The sequence below is a fragment of the Vibrio sp. R10-SG-ISO4 genome, from assembly GCF_059834135.1.
The window spans coordinates 171,864-185,469 of record NZ_JCBDHJ010000017.1; the positions used below are offsets into that span (position 1 = coordinate 171,864).

7 protein-coding genes and 1 pseudogene are annotated in these 13,606 nt (G+C 49.5%); 6 read left to right on the forward strand and 2 right to left on the reverse strand.

Features of this window, described 5'->3' with window-relative positions; translation table 11 throughout:
• The first annotated feature begins 22 nt into the window (after positions 1–22).
• Positions 23–1,282 (forward strand): DEAD/DEAH box helicase, encoded by a 1,260-nt coding sequence (locus tag AC6R03_RS11470; protein WP_500631249.1) that lies wholly within the window; start codon positions 23–25, stop codon positions 1,280–1,282.
• Positions 1,283–1,592: 310 nt separating this feature from the next.
• Entirely contained in the window at positions 1,593–2,792 is a 1,200-nt protein-coding gene (locus AC6R03_RS11475; RefSeq protein ID WP_334551929.1) for a type III PLP-dependent enzyme, read from the forward strand.
• Between the two features lie 139 nt (positions 2,793–2,931).
• Here AC6R03_RS11475 and AC6R03_RS11480 read toward each other — a convergent pair whose 3' ends face one another.
• Positions 2,932–4,059, reverse strand: coding sequence for an acyl-CoA desaturase (locus AC6R03_RS11480; protein WP_500631250.1), 1,128 nt, complete (start codon positions 4,057–4,059; stop codon positions 2,932–2,934).
• A gap of 241 nt (positions 4,060–4,300) precedes the next feature.
• On the opposite strand from AC6R03_RS11480, the gene AC6R03_RS11485 reads away from it, so the two are divergent.
• From AC6R03_RS11485 to AC6R03_RS11495, 3 genes are all read left to right on the forward strand, one after another.
• Positions 4,301–4,861 carry a GNAT family N-acetyltransferase gene (locus AC6R03_RS11485; RefSeq protein ID WP_487901456.1) on the forward strand — a complete coding sequence of 187 codons (561 nt, stop codon included), beginning with the start codon at positions 4,301–4,303 and terminating at the stop codon, positions 4,859–4,861.
• A gap of 98 nt (positions 4,862–4,959) precedes the next feature.
• Entirely contained in the window at positions 4,960–6,117 is a 1,158-nt protein-coding gene (locus tag AC6R03_RS11490; protein WP_500631251.1) for an efflux RND transporter periplasmic adaptor subunit, read from the forward strand.
• Between the two features lie 9 nt (positions 6,118–6,126).
• Entirely contained in the window at positions 6,127–9,279 is a 3,153-nt protein-coding gene (locus AC6R03_RS11495; RefSeq protein ID WP_500631252.1) for an efflux RND transporter permease subunit, read from the forward strand.
• 93 nt (positions 9,280–9,372) lie between these two features.
• On the opposite strand, the gene AC6R03_RS11500 is transcribed toward AC6R03_RS11495, so the two are convergent.
• The gene (locus AC6R03_RS11500) at positions 9,373–10,929 is read right to left on the reverse strand and encodes an arylsulfatase (RefSeq protein WP_500631253.1); all 1,557 of its coding nucleotides are present in this window, start codon (positions 10,927–10,929) and stop codon (positions 9,373–9,375) included.
• A gap of 397 nt (positions 10,930–11,326) precedes the next feature.
• Here AC6R03_RS11500 and AC6R03_RS11505 point away from each other — a divergent pair.
• Positions 11,327–13,534: pseudogene (locus AC6R03_RS11505) on the forward strand (multiheme c-type cytochrome); the annotation flags it as partial.
• Positions 13,535–13,606: the final 72 nt, after the last annotated feature.

Sequence of the window (13,606 nt, forward strand, 5' to 3'; positions counted from 1 at the left end):
CGACTCTATTTGGAATTGCACAATGTCTCTATTTACTCAACTTGGTCTTGATTCTTCGCTTGTCGCAGCGGTGGAACGTTTGGGTTTCGATACGCCCACAGCCATACAAGAGCAGGCCATTCCAAAAGTACTGCAAGGAGTCGATTTGTTGGCCGGTGCGCAAACCGGTACGGGGAAAACCGCCGCGTTTGGTTTGCCGATTATCCAACTTTTAAGCCAAGCGGCGTTAAAGCGCGATCCACAAAGCAACGATGTGCTGGCGCTGATCGTAGTGCCAACGCGTGAGTTAGCGCAGCAAGTGTACGACAACCTCAGCGCGTACAATCAGACCAGTGAGTTGCACATTGTCACCGCGTATGGCGGCACAAGCATCAATGTACAAACGCGTCACCTCGCCAATGGCTGTGATATTTTGATCGCTACGCCTGGGCGCCTGCTTGATCACCTTTACTGTAAACACATCCAACTTAAGAAAACACGTTACTTGGTGTTGGATGAAGCGGATCGCATGTTGGATATGGGTTTTATGCCTGATATTCAGCGCATTCTCAAAGTGACAAACCCGGAGCGTCAAACACTGTTTTTCTCTGCCACGTTTGATAAACGCATCAAAACGCTGGCGCACAAAATGCTCAATGATCCGCAAGTCGTGCAAGTGTCTCCGGCCAACAGTACCGCTGAGAAAGTGGAGCAGATGGTCTATCCGGTCGACAAAAAACGCAAAGCGGAATTGTTGGCCTATTTGATTGGATCTAAAAACTGGCAGCAGGTGTTGGTCTTTACCAAAACCAAGCAGGGCAGTGATGGCTTGGCCAAAGAGTTAAAGTTAGATGGCATTAAGGCTGCTTCTATCAATGGTGATAAAAGCCAAGGGGCACGTCAACAAGCGCTAGACGATTTCAAATCAGGTAAAGTGCGTGCGTTGATTGCCACGGATGTCGCCGCGCGAGGCTTAGACATTGCGCAATTAGAGCAGGTGGTGAACTTCGATTTACCTTACAAAGCGGAAGACTACATCCACCGGATTGGCCGTACGGGTCGCGCGGGTCAAGCCGGGCTAGCGGTCTCTTTGATGGCAAAAGACGAAGAGTACCTACTGGAAGCGATTGAGCGTTTGCTTGATCAGCGCTTGCCACAAGAGTGGCTGGCGGGCTTCGAACCGAGTCTGATTGAAGAGATGGAACCTGATCGTGCGCCAAGGAAAAAAAGCCGTTCATCGGAAAAGCGTAAAATGAAAGCCAAGCTGAAAATTCATGCGGGACGCGGTAAGAAAAAGGGTTGATCACAGGCGTTAGGTCATCGTGTGGAGTGAATAAAGAATCCTTATCTAGACGATAAAAATAAGTCTCTTTTCTTTTGCCCATTTCCTATTGCACTGACCGACTCATGACCTTACTATCGCCCTGCTTCTTGATGATAGCCAATCCGAGTACATCACATTCTGTTTTGTGGCAAGGCGATAGAGCAACTATCCAAGAGTGACTTTGACTGCGCGTATTGCGCTTTATTGACGCTCCATTGTTCATCGATTTGCTTACCCCTCCAATAGGGCAGCGCGACGAGCAATGCCTAAATTGTTGGAGAAAGCTATCATGGCTAACACACACTCAGTACTTGGTTTTCAATCTTTTGCTTCCCCTGCGATGGCAGCGAGTGAAGCGCAATTCATCGAATCAGCGGTGAGCCAATATGGCGCACCTTTGATGCTCCTCGATTGCGACATCATTCGTGAACGCTACCAAGCGCTAAGCCGTGCACTGCCGAATGTCACCTTGCACTTCGCACTTAAGCCACTGCCACACCCTGCTGTTGTTCGCACTCTGCTTGAAGAAGGGGCGAGTTTTGACCTTGCCACTACCGGCGAAGTGGAATTGGTGGCCGAGCAGGGCGTGCCTGCTGAGCGCACGATTCATACTCACCCAATCAAACGTGATGCCGATATCCGTGATGCCTTAGCGTACGGTTGCAACGTGTTTGTGGTCGACAACTTGAACGAGTTGGCGAAGTTTAAGCCTTATCAAGATGAAGTTGAGCTGCTAGTGCGCTTGAGTTTTCGCAACAATGAAGCGTTTGCCGATTTGTCGAAGAAATTTGGTTGCACGCCAGAGCAAGCACTCGTGATCATTGAGACAGCGCAAATGTGGAATATTCGCATTAAAGGACTCTCTTTCCACGTGGGTTCACAAACGATGAACCCGCAGAAATACGTCGACGCGATTCACGCCTGCCGTGATGTCATGGACAAAGTGGTGGCGAAAGGGCTTCCGGCACTGAGTACTTTAGATATCGGCGGAGGTTTCCCAGTGTGCTATACACAAAAAGTGATGCCGATTGATGAGTTTTGCCAACCGATCAACCAAGCACTTGCTACCCTACCAGAAACAGTGCAGGTGATTGCTGAGCCAGGACGTTTTATTGTGGCAGAGGCAGTAACCAGTGTGGCATCGGTGATGGGCCAAGCGGAGCGTGAAGGTCAGATGTGGTACTACCTAGACGATGGTATCTATGGCTCGTTCAGTGGTCTCATGTTTGATGATGCGCCTTACCCAATGGCGGTACTCAAGCAAGGTGGCGAGATGATGCCAAGCGTACTGGCAGGTCCAACCTGTGACAGTATTGATGTGATTGCGGAAAACATCATGCTACCGATGCTCGAAAATGGTGACTTGGTGGTGGGCCGCATGATGGGTGCGTACACTAGTGCGACCGCGACCGACTTCAACTTTTTCAAACGTGCGACGACGGTGTTGATCAACGAGCATCGTGTACAAGACGAGCGTATGATTGGCTAATAGCAAGAGTGCGGCTAGAGCGGCACTCTAATCAAGACAAGCCATTATCGAAACATGAATGCAACAAAGGGAGCGCCAGCTCCCTTTGATCATTTAAGGCTTTTACTTTAGATACATTAGACTGAACAAAGTGTTCTGATTAGGCGTATTGAGCGATCTGTCCTTCCCAGCGACGTTTTTGTGCGGCGAGATCCTGTTTCAACTGTTGATAGCGCAGTTTTAAGAGGGATTGCTCGTAGCGCTCAACCATGTTGCTTTTCTTCGCTTCGAGGACCTGCTTCTTCACCTCGTAGTAGTCGGTCATTTTGCTCATCAACTGCTCAAACTCTTTGTTGAGCGTATCGCTGATGAGGCTCGCATTTGGCATAGAGCGAATGTTAGATTTGGCGCGCTCTAGCGTCATTTTTGCGCGCGCTTTCTCTATCTTAATCTTTGGAGTTACGCGAAGTTTCTCTGCCAATCCTACCCATTCACAACTTTTTATTAGCCACTTAGTTGGATCGTACTGCCACCAATGAATACCATTGCGGTAGTCATTTTCAAAGATGTGGTGGTAGTTGTGGTAACCCTCGCCAAACGTGAAGAACGCGAGAATCCCGTTGTCACGTGCGGTGTTCTTGTCCGTGTATGGTTGAGCGCCCCAGATGTGCGCCAATGAATTAATGAAGAAGGTTGAGTGGTGACTCAGCACCAAACGCACGACGCCCACCATCAACACCATGCCCCAAACATCGCCATATAGAAGGCCAAGGCCCACAGGAATACCAAGGTTAGTCACCAACGCGAGTAAGAGATAGTGTTTGTGTTGCCACATCACGATCTTATCTTTCTGTAAGTCGCGGCAGTTGGTGTAATCGGCGTAGATCTCTTGATTGTAGTTTCTTAGCATCCAGCCAATGTGAGAAAACCAAAACCCGCGTTTGGCCGAGTATGGATCTTTGTCATTGTTGTCGACGTGTTTGTGGTGGACGCGATGGTCAGAACTCCAATGGAGGATACTGTTTTGCAGAGCAAAAGCACCACCGAGCGCAAACAGCAATCGGATAGACCAGTGTCCTTGGTAGGTTTTGTGGGACCACAAGCGATGATAGCCTGCAGTAATGGAGAGATTACAAAACGAGTACGTCACCACCAGCCAGAACCAGTGTTGCCACTGATAACCAAACTCGATGCCATACCACGGAGCGGCAATCGCAGCGACTAAAAAGGTAGAAACAAACAGTAAAACATTGACCCAGATGAGAGGCGGCTTTTCCTTAATCGACATGATGCAAACCTTCAGCTAACACGTGTTCGCTAGAATAGTCAGCGTACACGTGTAAGTCAAACGAAAGTTGAAAGGACTGAGAGCTAAATCTGTAACAGAGTAATTCACTGTTTGGTTTGCAAAGTGAACCAAATAGGCCCGGATTTATTGCTTATCTTTGACAGGATGTTTGGCTTTTTGTTAAATGTTCAATAGTATGAATGTGTAATTCATCCTTACAGGAAGTAATAAGGAACTATAAATGGAAATAAAAGTAGCGGAATATAGCGACTTCGAGCGTATAGCAGGATTGCATGCAAAAAGTTGGCAACGCTTCTATTCTGGCATCCTATCTAAAGCGTATCTCGGAGAAGAGGTACAATCCGAACGTAAAATCATCTGGCAAACGCGCTTAACCAATCCACCGTTCAATCAAGCGGTGTATGTGATTGAGGAAGGTGGGTTATTGTGCGGCTTTGTGTGTGGTTTTGGTAATCATGATTTTGAGCGCGGCACTATCATTGATGCCCTTCATGTGGATGACTACTTTCGCGGTCGCGGTATTGGCCTGACACTACTCAAAGCGATTGCCGATTGGGCACGTCAATATTTCCCTGATAACGGCGTGTATCTTGAAGTCCTCAAGGGGAATCAGCAGGCGATTGATTTCTATGAGCATATTGGTGGTCAGTTAGCACAAGAGAGGCTATGGAATGCCCCATGTGGTACTCAAGTTCCAGAACTGGTTTATACCTGGCCATCGCCCGACGTTTTATATCAACAAGTTGATAACTTATTGCAAAGGCGTTTAGTTACAAACTGATACACAATACGGTATCGCTCTGATACTTCTCGGACAGAAGCGATGTGAATTGTGTTTATGTTCATGATGAACCTATTTCATTTCATTAGCGGTTTATCATGAAAAAGACGTTAATCATCACTGCGCTCACCAGTGCGCTTTTTATTACAGGTTGCAACGATTCTTCTACGGCTGCCCAAGGTGGAGCAGCGCCGTTAGTGGTCGTTGAACCTGTCACTGAAATTTCCTACCAAGAAAGCAAATCCTACATTGGCCGCGTGGAGGCGCTGGAAGACACCAACATCACGGCGCAAGTGACAGGCTACCTTAAAGCGCGCCATTTTGACGAAGGGCAGATGGTGGCAAAAGGTCAGCTGCTTTTCACTATCGAACCTTCTTCATTTGAAGCGCAATTGGCGAGTGCTAAAGCAAGCTTGGCACAGGCCAACGCCGCGCTGAATAAAGCGCAACTCGATTTCGAACGCGGGAAAAACCTGTTGCCCAAAGGTAGCATCTCGCAGTCAGAATTTGACAATTTGAATGCCAACTTGCTTGGCGCGCAAGCACAAGTTGAAGCAGGCAAAGCGCAAGTCAACTTGGCAGAAGTCAATCTCTCGTATACCCAAATTCGCTCACCGTTTTCGGGTCGCATCAGCGAAAGCCACTTCAGCACCGGCGATCTGGTCTCTCCGCAAAGTGGCGTGCTGACAACGCTCGTCAGTCTTGACCCTGTCCACACCGCGTTTAGCGTCAGTGAACGTGAACGCTTAGCCCTCGGGATGGATTCAATCAAAGGCGATGGCCGTGAAGGGGCCCACTCTGTTGAGGTACAGGTGCTGCTTGAAAACGGTCAACCTTTTGACCACTTTGGCGAGCTGGACTATTTAGGGAATCGTATCGATCTCAACACGGGCACCATTGCAATGCGCGCGCGTGTGCCAAACCCTGATTATCGCTTGCTTCCCGGGCAACATGTGCGTGTTGAGTTGCGAGAGAAACAAGCAAAGCCGGCGGTAGTGGTGGCAAGACGTGCAGTACAAACCGACTTAGAAGGGCACTTTGTTATGATCCTAGCAAAGGGGAATATTGCTGAGCGCCGCAACGTGACGCTTGGTCAGCAAACACCGCAAGGAGTCATCATTCGAGATGGCGTGATGGCTGGCGAGCAGGTAATTACCCAAGGTCTGCAACGTGTCCGTAATGGCGTGCCTGTCCATGTTTCACCACAAGATGAAACGTCAAAAAAAGAGACGTCGTCAAATGCGACGCAATCGTAAGGGGGCAGGATGCTGAGTCGTTTCTTTATCCAGCGCCCTAAGTTCGCGCTGGTCATCTCGATCATATTAACCTTAGCTGGGGCGATTGCATTGGCAATCTTGCCGGTGGCTGAGTACCCGAAAATTAGTCCTCCTTCGGTCAGCGTGAGCGCGTTTTACACCGGGGCGAGTGCCGAAGTCGTTGAGCAAGCCATTGCCGATCCGATAGAAACCTCGGTTAACGGCGTTGAGAACATGATCTACATGTCATCAAAAAGCGCTAACGATGGTTCGTACAGCCTCAATGTCACCTTCGATGTCGGGACCGATCCAGATATGGCGCAGGTGAACGTGCAAAACCGTGTCTCGCAGATTGAGTCCAAGCTGCCCCAAGAAGTCCGTATGGTTGGGGTGACGGTGAAAAAACGCTCGCCTGATTTGCTGATGGTGCTTAACTTCTACTCACCCGATGGTAAGTATGACGATCAGTTTTTGATCAACTACATTAACCTCAACGTCAAAGATCAGCTCGCGCGAGTGAAAGGCATCAGTGAAGTTAACGTTATTGGAGGAGGCGAATACGCAATGCGTGTTTGGCTCGATCCAGACAAGATGGCTAACCTGAAACTGACCACATCGGATCTCTACGCCGCGCTCAGTGAGCAAAATGTGCAAGTGGCTGCCGGGCGAGTGGGCGCTGCTCCGTATAGCGAAACACAGGAAGTGCAGTTTAACCTGGTCACTAAAGGGCGCTTGGAGAGCGTTGAAGAGTTTGAGCACGTGGTGCTGCGCGCTAACCAGGATGGGTCGACGGTCTATCTGAAAGATGTGGCAAGAGTGGAACTGGGCAAAAAGTTTTACGACGGCAGTGGTCAGTTCCGTGGCCGCGATGCATCGATCGTCGCGTTATCACTGCAATCGGATGCCAATGCGCTGGAAAGTGGTCAAGCGGTGATGGATTTGCTTGAACGCATGAGCGCCAACTTCCCAGAAGGCATGGCGTATGAGACCAGTTATGACACCACAGTGTTTGTCGCTGAATCGATCAAAGGGGTGGTCAAAACCCTCATTGAGGCGATTTTGTTGGTGATTGCGGTGACCTACCTGTTCTTAGGCAGCGCGCGAGCGACCTTGATTCCGGTCTTTGCCATTCCGGTCTCCTTGATTGGTACTTTTGCCATCATGCAAGCGACGGGCTTTACGATTAACACAGTCACCTTGTTTGGTTTGATTCTGGCCATCGGTATTGTGGTTGATGACGCGATTTTGGTCATCGAAAACGTGGATACCACGATGGCGAAAGACCCGACCATTTCCCCGCATAAAGCCACTTTGCTGGCGATGAAAGAGGTGACAGGGCCGATCATTACCTCGACGCTGGTGTTGCTGGCGGTGTTCTTACCTGTTGCTATGTTGCCGGGTATTACCGGCATTATGTACCGTCAGTTCGCGTTAACCATCTGTATCTCTGTGGTGATTTCATCCATCAACGCGCTGACCCTCTCGCCGGCACTCTGTTCTTTGGTGCTAAAACAAGGCGGAGGCAATACCGCCCGTTGGTTTAACGTCTTCAACCGCGGGTTAGATAAAGTGACGCATCGCTATGGTCAAATCGCGGGTTTCTTGGTGAAAAAGACCGTTTTATTGACTGGATTCTTTGTTGTGGCCGTGGTAGCGGTCGGCTTTTTCGCTAAAACGACCTCTACCGCTTTTGTTCCCCAAGAGGACAAAGGGATCTTGTTGATCAATGTCCAGTTGCCTGACTCTGCGTCTTTGTCGAGGACTGAGGCGGTCACGGGTTCGCTGATTGATTTGGTCAGCCAGGAGCCGGGCGTAGATGCCGTGACGGTAGCGAATGGCTACTCCTTTATGACCGGTGCCGCAGCGTCAAACGGTGCATCTCTGTTTGTTAAACTGCATGATTGGGATACGCGCAATGCGCTCACAGGTGATCACAGCGCCAACGCGATAGCCCAGAGGATCAACGGTAAAGCAGCGATGACACTACCGCAGGCGGTTGTATTCGCAATGGGACCGCCTGCCGTGCCAGGCATGGGCGCCGCGTCTGGATTTGAGTTTGTACTCGAAGACACGTTGGGACGTAGCCGAACCGATCTGGCGCTGGTCATGGGGCAGATGATTGCAGCGGCCAATCAGCAAGCTGAGATCGCGTATACCTTCAGTACCTTTAGGGCGAACGTACCGCACTATTACATCGATATTGATCGTGAAAAAGCACAGCAATTGGGCGTGCCGTTGTCGTCGGTATTCCAGACGCTGCAAGGCAACCTGGGTTCACTCTATGTCAACGACTTCACCATGTTCGGTAAAAACTTCCGCGTTACGATGCAAGCCGATGGCGAGCATCGCCGCGGCATGGACGATTTGCAGCGTTTCCATGTGCGCAGTCAGTCGGGAGAGATGGTGCCGCTGAGTACTTTGGTTAGCTACGAGCAGGTGTTTGAGCCCGATGTGGCATGGCGTTACAACATGTACCGCAGCGCCATGATTCAAGGACAACCGGCACCGGGTTACTCCAGTGGCGATGCGATTGCAGCGATGGAGCGAGTCGCTGCGGAAGTGTTACCACAAGGCTACCAATACGAGTGGACAGGCATGGCCTACCAAGAAGTCTTAGCCGGTAACCAAGCGATCTTCGCGTTCGCGCTGGCGTTGATTTTTATTTACTTATTCATGGTGGCGCAGTACGAAAGCTGGAGTATTCCACTGGCGATCATCTTGGTTGTGCCGGTTGCAACGCTCGGATCTTTCTTGGCGTTAAACCTTGCCGGAATGCCACTCAATCTTTATGCGCAAATCGGACTGGTGCTGCTGATTGCCTTGGCGGCGAAGAACGCCATTTTGATTGTCGAGTTCGCTAAGGTCGAGCGCGAAGAGAAAGAGTCATCGATCGATGAGGCGGCAGTTCAGGGCGGTAAGCTGCGTTTTCGCGCCGTTAATATGACCTCTTGGTCGTTTATCTTAGGGATCTTCCCATTGATCTTTGCCAATGGCGCGGGCCATATCAGTCAAAACTCGTTAGGTGTTTCTCTTATCGGCGGGCTGTTGTGTGTTCTACTCGCAGGTACTTTCTTAATCCCAGGTTTCTACGCTTTGGTGCAGAGGCAGAGGGAAAAAATACATGGTGGTCCGACGAAATTAATTCCGCTGGATGATGAATAACTTGGATTTTACATACGGTTGAATGCATAAAAAAACGCTCTGCCATGTGGCAGAGCGTTTTGCTTTGAATGAACTTATAACGAGTTAGGCTAATTACTTAGCTGTCGCCGCTTCAAGCTGCTTCAGTTTTCCTTGAAGCATCATAACGTTCTGGTTGAAGTTACCTGGGTTCAACACTTGGCTTGCTTGGAACGGGTACTGGTTGATCGTTGCCAAGAATGGTGCGATCTGCTGTTGTACCGGAACAAACAACCACATGTTATCTGCCATCCAACGTAGGTACAGACCAGATTCGTGTGGTGCTTTTTCAAATGGGTCAGCGCGTAGGTGAACAATTGAAGGCCAGTTGGTTTGGAAACGTACGCCGTCAGCGATGTTACCTTCCATATGCGCAAACTGAACTTTAAAGTCATTCCAACGAACAGCATCTAAGTCACTGTTAGCTGAGAAGTAAAGTAGAGACTCACGAGGACCTTTCTCTTCTTTGCCTTCAAAGTAAGGTAGGAAGTTGTAGCCATCTAGGTGTACACGCCAGTTCTTACCGTTGTATTTCGCACCCTTATCTGATTTTAGCTTATCTACGACTTTGTCATCGCCAGCCGCTGCAAGTAGCGTTGGGATCCAGTCTTTGTGAGACATGATGTCGTTGATCTTAGTACCAGGTTCGATTACGCCAGGCCAACGAACCAATTGAGGTACACGGAAACCGCCTTCCCAAGTGGTGCCTTTTTCGCCGTGGAAGAAGGTTGCACCGCCGTCTGGCCATGTGCCTGTTTCAGCACCGTTGTCGGTTGAGTAGATAACGATCGTGTTGTCAGCAACACCCAGTTGATCGAGCTTGTCTAACAGCACACCAACGTGATCATCGTGTTCTAACATACCGTCAGCGTAGATAGAGATGCCTGATGCGCCTTGGTATTTCTCTTGTAGACGAGTCCAAACGTGCATACGTGTGGTGTTGTGCCAAATGAAGAAAGGTTTGTCCGCCTTAACTGCACGCTCCATGAAGTTCAATGATGCGTCTAGGAACTCTTCGTCTGCCGTTTCCATACGCTTACGCGTCATTGGGCCTGTATCTTCAATCTTACCGTCAGCCGTTGACTTAATAACACCACGTGGAGCGTATTTTGCGCGGAACTCGGGATCTTTCGGGTAGTAGTAGGTCTCTGGCTCTTCTTCTGCGTTTAGGTGGTAAAGGTTACCGAAGAATTCGTCAAAACCGTGCGCAGTAGGAAGGTGTTTGTCTTGGTCACCCATGTGGTTCTTACCGAACTGAGCAGTCATGTAGCCCTGTTCTTTAAGAAGATCTGCAATGGTTGGAGCCCAATCAGGAATACCGTGATCTGAACCTGGCATACCGATAGTCAGAAGACCAGTACGGAACGGTTCTTGACCTGTCAAGAAGGCAGCACGACCTGCAGTACAAGATTGCTGACCGTAGTGGTCAGTAAACAGTGCACCCTCGTTAGCGATACGGTCGATGTTTGGGGTTTCGTAACCCATCATGCCGTTGTTGTATGCACCGATGTTGAAGATACCAACATCGTCACCCCAGATCGCTAGGATGTTCGGTTTATCCGCAGCGACAGCCATGGTAGACGTAGCGATTGCCGCGACACCCATAGCCAGTTTGCTTAGATGGTTAGCCATAAGGACTCCAATAGTTATGTGAGTTGTGTAGAACAAAGACTTTGCTCTTATCGCCATACAATAGTAGCCAAATTTGTGAAAGTCTCTTTATAGTTAATATAACCTAAGGTTATGCGCACTTTTTAAGTTGCTGATTTAACGGCATTAAATGATTAATTGACCTTTCGTTCTGTAAAGTTAATGGCGAGATGTGAGAGCAGGTTCAATTATTTCGGTGATGAAGTGAAGTCGAATAACCTTAACGCGTATGATTTAAATAGATTTATTTGAGGTTGGAGAAACTATGTCCATAGGGATATCAGTAAGCAACAAACTGAGATGTTTTTTACAATGTTTGACCCATTTGGGACTCATGATGACTGGCGTTCTCTCATTTCCCTCCAACGCAGAGTTCCAGTACGTTGGCTCTGAGGCTTGTATCGATTGTCACCAAGAGCCTTATACTGCATGGCAGGGTTCTCACCATGATATGGCGATGCGCCATGCTAAATTCGATTCAGTGCTCGGTGATTTCCAAGATGCGAGCATGACGCACAATGGGAAAAAATCTCGGTTCTACAAAAAAGACGAAGAATATTGGGTCACCTTGGAAGGACCAAACGGTGAAATGCAAGATCATCAGATTCTTTATACCTTCGGTTTTGACCCTTTGCAGCAGTACATGGTTGCCTTTGATGATGGCCGAGTACAACTGATTCCCTATGCATGGGATTCAAGACCTAAATCAGGTGGTGGACAGCGCTGGTTTCATCTTTACCCAGATACGACGCCCACCGATGAGTTCTATTGGACCAATAGTGGCCAAAACTGGAACTTTATGTGCGCTGATTGTCACTCTACTAACCTCAAGAAAAATTATGATGCCGAGAGCAATCAATACAACACGACTTGGTCAGAAATCAATGTCGGCTGTGAAGCGTGCCACGGCCCGGGAAGTGAACACGTTGAGCAAGCAACGCAGTATGCCAATCAGCCGCGCAGCGAATGGTCAAAGCAGAGTGCCCACCTTGGCTTTGATCGTGATTTAGGCCAATCCGTGGCCAATTGGGTTTATCAAGAAGGGCATTCGACCTTACAGCCAGACGCAATCGTACCGACAGCGCAAGTGCAAACTTGCGCCCAGTGCCACAGCCGTCGGACCCAGTTAAATGAGACGGGCGATCACGTGAACGGATCGTTTTTTGATAAGTACCGCTTAAGCTTGATCACACCAGAGCTTTATCACCATGATGGCCAAATTTACGATGAAGATTATGTATACGGGTCGTTATTGCAGTCGCAGATGGCGAGAAAGGGTGTAACGTGCAGTAATTGCCATGATCCGCACAGTGCGAAGTTGAAAGTGGCGGAAGAGGCCGTTTGTGCACAATGCCACCTAGCTTCTGAGTATACCCCAGAGAAGCACACCTTCCATGCTGCAGGCAGTGAGGCGTCGAAATGCACGACGTGCCACATGCCCGAGACGACGTACATGCAGGTCGATCCACGGCGCGATCATAGTTGGCATGTGCCACGTGCGGATATCGCCAAACATATTGGTACACCCAATGTGTGCACTGCTTGTCACACAGATCAAAGTGCGCAGTGGGCGGACGAGCAAGTCGCTGCATGGTTCCCAGACTCTCCTTATCGAAATCAGCAACATTTTGCCGTGGCTTTTTACGCCGATGAGATTGGGCATCAAGGCAGCGCCGATGCACTTGCTTACAGCGCGCAAGATGCCTCGTTGGCGCCAATTATTCGCGCCTCTGCACTAGAGCGTATGGCGGGAAATCAGAGTCAAAATACGTTGATTTCGCTCGCGCGAGCAGTCAAACACGACAATGAGATGATTCGCCTTGGCGCCATTGAAGGGGCATCGGGGTACGAGTTTGCTGATCAGTGGAAAATACTCTCACCGCTGCTTAGTGATCGAGTCCTTGCCGTGCGAACCGAAACCGCCGCCGCGTTAGTCAGTGGCTATTTGTCGATGAGTGCGGAACAAAAAGCGCAATTGAAACCGGCGCTTGAGGAGTATATCGAGATTCAACGCTTTAACGCCGATCGCGGCTTTGGTCGTGTTAATCTTGGCAATGTGCACCGTCAGATGGGCGACAGTGGGCAGGCCGAACGTTTGTATCAGCAAGCCATCCAAATTGAGCCCTATTTTGAGAACAGTTACATCAACTTAGCCGATCTTTACCGCACTCAAGGCGACGAGAGTAAAGCACGTGAGGTGCTGCTGAGTGGTCTTACTGCGCAGCCGAACTCCTCGATCATCCCTTACAGCCTAGGGTTATCCTTGCTTCGCAGCGGCGATCGAGCAAAGGCCAATGATTATCTGGCCATGGCAGCCAAAGGCGCGCAAACCAATGCCCAATATTGGTATGTGTACGGTCTTGCCCTTGAGGGCAGTGATGTAATGGCGGCCAGTCAGGCGCTCAATCAAGCGTATCAAGTGGGCGGAAACCCTCAACATCTTTATGCCCAGTGTGAAGTGTTAGCGCGCAACCGACACAGCGCTGAGGTAGACGAAGCCCTCAAGGCGTGTCTGGGCACATTGGCGCAAGTGGTCCCCCCAGAGGTGGTGGGGCAACTGCGCGCGCGGCTTGGATTAACGCCTTAGTAAGGGGCGAAGTATGACAGGTATAACCAATAGTTATAGGGTAAATCGCTAGGATAGGGCAGATGCCATACG

Bases quoted from the DNA above. Each gene is read 5' to 3' on its own strand.
- AC6R03_RS11470 (WP_500631249.1), top strand. From the start codon at position 23: ATGTCTCTATTTACTCAACTTGGTCTTGATTCTTCGCTTGTCGCAGCG.
- AC6R03_RS11475 (WP_334551929.1), top strand. From the start codon at position 1,593: ATGGCTAACACACACTCAGTACTTGGTTTTCAATCTTTTGCTTCCCCT.
- AC6R03_RS11480 (WP_500631250.1), bottom strand. From the start codon at position 4,059: ATGTCGATTAAGGAAAAGCCGCCTCTCATCTGGGTCAATGTTTTACTG.
- AC6R03_RS11485 (WP_487901456.1), top strand. From the start codon at position 4,301: ATGGAAATAAAAGTAGCGGAATATAGCGACTTCGAGCGTATAGCAGGA.
- AC6R03_RS11490 (WP_500631251.1), top strand. From the start codon at position 4,960: ATGAAAAAGACGTTAATCATCACTGCGCTCACCAGTGCGCTTTTTATT.
- AC6R03_RS11495 (WP_500631252.1), top strand. From the start codon at position 6,127: ATGCTGAGTCGTTTCTTTATCCAGCGCCCTAAGTTCGCGCTGGTCATC.
- AC6R03_RS11500 (WP_500631253.1), bottom strand. From the start codon at position 10,929: ATGGCTAACCATCTAAGCAAACTGGCTATGGGTGTCGCGGCAATCGCT.